General features: G+C 47.5%; 4 protein-coding genes. 2 read left to right on the forward strand and 2 right to left on the reverse strand.

Annotated features, from left to right (window positions below):
- The coding region (locus tag PSI17_RS16035; protein WP_273552921.1) for an MFS transporter at positions 1-1,154 on the reverse strand (1,154 nt) is incomplete at its 3' end.
- A gap of 527 nt (positions 1,155-1,681) precedes the next feature.
- Here PSI17_RS16035 and PSI17_RS16040 point away from each other — a divergent pair.
- Together PSI17_RS16040 and PSI17_RS16045 are read left to right on the forward strand one after the other, a co-directional pair.
- Positions 1,682-2,884, forward strand: coding sequence for an alcohol dehydrogenase catalytic domain-containing protein (locus PSI17_RS16040; protein WP_273552918.1), 1,203 nt, complete (start codon positions 1,682-1,684; stop codon positions 2,882-2,884).
- Positions 2,885-2,936: 52 nt separating this feature from the next.
- A complete protein-coding gene (locus tag PSI17_RS16045; protein WP_273552919.1) occupies positions 2,937-3,617 on the forward strand; it encodes an HAD-IA family hydrolase in 681 nt (226 codons plus the stop codon).
- A gap of 161 nt (positions 3,618-3,778) precedes the next feature.
- Here the strand turns inward: PSI17_RS16045 and PSI17_RS16050 are convergent.
- On the reverse strand, positions 3,779-4,054 hold a 276-nt coding region (locus tag PSI17_RS16050), incomplete at its 5' end, for a hypothetical protein (RefSeq protein ID WP_273552920.1).

Raw genomic sequence — 4,054 nt, forward strand, 5'->3', positions numbered from 1 at the left:
GCACCGTCGCGGATGCTGCGGACCAGAGCGATTGTGCTGAAGGTTGCGAGGGCGATGATCAAGACGGCTGTTGTCAATCCCACCGCGCTCGCCAGAAAGCCGATTAATGCGGGACCAACAAGGACACCAACATAGCCAAGAGTCGCAACCGCAGCGATAGCAGTACTTGTTGGCATGGCGCGATTGCTACCCGCCAAGCGAAAGAGAATGGGAACCACGTTTGAGGCACCCGCGCCAACCAGTGCGAGTCCGGCGAACGCAGTGATTGAAGAGCGAAATCCAACCATGATCGCTAAGCCTATTGCAGCAGTCAGCAACCCACCGCGCAGGATCGCCAATTGACCGAATTTTTTTACCATTCTATCTCCCAATAGACGTCCAACGACCATTAGGCACGCAAACGTCATGTAGCCTGCACCCGCTAAGGAAACGGGAATATGCTGAATTTTTGTCAATATGACGGCGCTCCAGTCGAGCATCATACCTTCTACGAGATAGATCATGCAGGCAATAAAACCGAGCAGGACGATGGAGCCGTGCGGGACGGCGAAAGCCGGACCACTTTCACCACCATGCGACAGAAAGCGATGGGCGAATCCCAGCAAGACAACGGCAATAACTGCATCCGCAGCGAGACTCGCCTGGATAGGTGTGATCTGTAGCGACAGTAACAACGTCATGCCTCCTGATCCTAAGATGCCGCCAACACTAAAGAGAGCCAAAATTCCAGACATAACTGGACGTGCACAGGCGCGCTCGACCAAAGAAGCTTGAACATTCATGGCAACGCCATTAGCTCCGATCGCACCCCCAAACGCGAATAGGGCGAGCGCTAGCTCAACTCTTCCGGTGCAGACAGATAGCAAGGGCAGGCTAAGACAAAAAATTACGTCGGCGGCGCAGAGCACAACACGGCAGCCGACTCGACTGGTCAATGGACCCGCCAGAGGCATACTGATAAGCGAGCCGATGCCAATGCATAGGAGGAACACTCCGAGTTCTCCAGACGTAAGGTGCAAACGCGACTGAACATAAGGTACTAGAGGGGCCCATGCCGACAGACCAAAACCACCAAGGAAGAAAGCAGCCCGCGCGGCATTCAGTGAGCGCGCGTCCGAAGTAGTTGAACATCGCTCTGGAACAGCTACGTTCATTGTCAAACACTCCTTTTGCAGTTGGCTATCTATGAACTAAATTAATTCCGCCGAGGGCAATGACTATCTCGTCGAAAAGCTTTTGGGGCGAGCGCAGAAACTACCTTGACTCGCGAATGGCAAAAAAATCCCTATCCGAATTGAAGATTCATGACAGAAAAAAATACGTAACCTAACCATTTATCACAAACTCTATGCCGAGCCCTGTTTCATAAAATGAACCCTGTTGCATAAAAGATGAAAAATTAAGTTTTATTGTATTGACCGCATTATATTATACGGCGTAACCTTACTCAACAGCCTGATTTAGTTCTACTATTAAAAATAGTAACTCAATGAACTAATTTATTTTGTGAATTAAAAATCGTAATTTTGCAGTTGAGTTAACCGAAAAAACGGATGTCTTCGTAGTTTACAAATAATATGTCTGGAAATGGATCTCATCCGTATTCGGAATCCGTCCGATACTTTAATTTTATCGTGACATTTTGGAAACAAGAAAAATAATCTGCCACATAAGGATGACTATGCGAAATTTTATAACAAATGAGGGATATCTCGATGTATTCACTCTGGGTGAACCGCTTGCATGTGTTATGCATGCTTATCGGCGATTACCAGAAACACTAGCAGTTGGTACTATCACTATTTTCGGGGCAGGTCCGATCGGTGCGTTGCACGCGCTATATGCACGAACTCTTTATCCGTTTTCTCTCGTGCAGATTGTCGAACCAGATGAGCGTCGTAGGGCGCTGATCAGCAGTAAATTGCCTTTCATCTCCGTTCACGAAACTCCGGACGGAATCCGTCAATCTAATCTGGCTATAGTGGCGACCAGTGCGCCAGAGGCACAGACTGATGCTATTAAGACAGCTGCTGATGCAGCTATCGTTATTCTTTTCTCTGGTATCAACCACAAAACGAAAGACGAATTGCCGCATTACGAAGAGGAAGACCTTGAGGCTATTCACCGACGGGAGGAAGTTCGGGTCGTATCGAGAAACATCCGGCTTATCGGATCATCCGGCTATCATCCAAGAGAAATCGATACCTCGATCGCGCATCTGCGAGCAAATCCCGATTATTACGGCATCGTGCAAACAGGAATAGTGGACGGGTTGGATGGTCGTCTGATCAACAACCTTACGACAACTGAGCCTGCGATCGTCAAACTACTCTCAGATGGCGACTTTGGTCAGAACTACCTCAAGATATTGTTCCGGCACGATCACAATCCCGTGATTGAGTCCAGAGTCGTATTCGAAGAAGGCGAAGTCAAACTTCAGAACTTTACGCCTGAACAGCCTGGATCTAATCAGGTTAGAGTGCGTGTTTTACGCTCCAGTATTTGTCAAACTGACCGACGGGTATTGCGTGGATTGAAGAGCAACAGTCTTCGGGATGGGCTTATTTTTGGTCACGAAGGCGTCGGGGTTGTGCTGTCCGTAGGTCAAGGTGTTAGTGAACAACTGGTGGGGAGTGTATGTTCTATCCTGCCGCATTATTTCGCGGGAGAAGATCCGCAAGTAAATATGGGAATGGGATATTTGTCAGCTTCCATACAGCATCTGGGTATTCATGTCAACGGATGTTTCACAACGTCGGCAATACTTCCCGTCAGTTGCATACGACAACACATCGACACTGATTACCTGCCGAGCATGGACATGGTTGGACTCAATAATGGGAGATCTGCTCATCACGTCGGAATCTATGGCCATGTGAAATGAAGCTAATCTTTTACACGATTGCGAGTCTATTTTAATTGATAGGAGGAAATTGATGAACAATCTTAGCGAGAGGGCTATTGAGGTCGATGCGATATTATTCGATATGGACGGCACTCTAATAGATTCCAGCGGTGCGTGTGCACGGATCTGGACTCGTTGGGCGCAGCATTATGGTCTGGAACCTCAGTCAGTCATCGACCAGTCGCATGGACGTAGACCAGAAGACACCGCGCGCAGCATCTTAGGAGACGATGCCGATATCAAGGCCGCAGTAGATCTTTTCACTGCTGAGGAGGCGAAAGAAAGTCATGTCACGACGATTCTTGGAGCGAAAGAACTGATTACCACGATTCCAGAAGGTAAGTGGGCAATAGTGACATCCTCAACGGAGGGTATAGCAAAAACAAGGCTCGCTTACTGCGGGATTACCGAACCCAAGGCATTGGTAACAGCCGAAAAGGTTCGGGCTGGCAAGCCAGACCCTGAGGGGTATCTGCAAGCGGCTGAAAAGCTTGGTGTTGATATTCGCCGCTGTCTGGTGGTCGAGGATGCGCCGGGAGGAATCGAAGCTGGACACCGTTCGGGAGCGTTCGTCATCGCTGTAGCAACGACGTACAATCCGTCGAAATTTCCTAGCGAAGTTGTCGTGTCCGATCTCAGAGACATTATAGTTACGAATGTTGGTGAGGAAGGGAAAATGCAATTGACGGTTAAGCCAGTCAATAACAGGTAATTGTCAGGTCTGAGCTAGTACATATAAAGGCCGTCGGACGTTGTAAATTCTCGCTCGACGGCCTCGTGTATCAATAGATGTAGTGACCTGCAATTAATAACGGCAGTTTTCACCCTACATTGAGTGATTCTATCCAAGGGGTTTTATTATTTATTTTTATGTCAAAGAGGATCAATTTTGTCTGTCTCTTCATTCAATGCCTTATAAATAGAGTCAGTAATTCTGTCACTTTTAAGAATAGTGGTTGCGGCAGCTATTAAACCAAGTCCATAAACTTGCAGTAAATGTGCAGCAAGATTAGGTGTTTCAAACCCACGCTCTACGCTTTGCGAACGAGTTACAGCAAATTCCTTTAGTTGACGAACAAGGCTATCTATTAAACTATCATTCATTCTCGTAATCCTTTTCAACAAAAAGATGGTAACTAAACTATACAC

The sequence above is a fragment of the Xenorhabdus sp. IM139775 genome, from assembly GCF_028598745.1.
Lineage (GTDB): Bacteria > Pseudomonadota > Gammaproteobacteria > Enterobacterales > Enterobacteriaceae > Xenorhabdus.

Coding starts and splice junctions, on each gene's coding strand:
- PSI17_RS16040 (WP_273552918.1), top strand. CDS start 1,682: ATGCGAAATTTTATAACAAATGAGGGATATCTCGATGTATTCACTCTG.
- PSI17_RS16045 (WP_273552919.1), top strand. CDS start 2,937: ATGAACAATCTTAGCGAGAGGGCTATTGAGGTCGATGCGATATTATTC.